Below are 508 nucleotides of genomic sequence, written 5' to 3'. Positions count from 1 at the left end.
AGTTCTCTGTGGTACGACAAGAAGGCTCGGTTAGCAGAGGGGGAGGAACCCGGTTTCGACCTGGTCACCATGCTGCAGAGCAACGAGAACACCAAGGATCTGATCGACCGCCCGATGGAATTCATGGGCAACTTTGTGCTGTTGATCGTCGGAGGGAACGACACGACCCGGAACTCGATGAGTGGTGGCGTTCTGGCGCTGAACCGGTTCCCAGACCAGTTCGAAAAGCTCAAGTCCAACCCTGACCTGATCCCCAACATGGTCTCCGAGATAATCCGGTGGCAAACGCCGCTGGCCTACATGCGCCGAATCGCCAAGACTGACACTATCTTGAACGGTCAGTTCATCCGTAAGGGTGACAAGGTGGTCATGTGGTACGCCTCGGGCAACCGGGACGAGTCCGTGTTCGAGCGGCCGGACGAGTTGATCATCGACCGGCCCAACGCCCGCAACCACATCGCTTTCGGGTTCGGCGTCCATCGGTGCATGGGCAACCGATTGGCCGAGC

The 508-nt window shown here is 58.7% G+C and carries 1 protein-coding gene; it reads left to right on the top strand.

All coding sequences use genetic code 11. The features are described 5' to 3' along the window. The coding region (locus G6017_RS17060; protein ID WP_524536314.1) for a cytochrome P450 at positions 1-508 on the top strand (508 nt) is incomplete at both ends.

The sequence above is a fragment of the Dietzia sp. B44 genome, assembly GCF_014145245.1.
Taxonomy (GTDB): Bacteria; Actinomycetota; Actinomycetes; order Mycobacteriales; family Mycobacteriaceae; genus Dietzia; species Dietzia natronolimnaea.
This window is presented reverse-complemented; position numbering and strand designations above follow the sequence as displayed.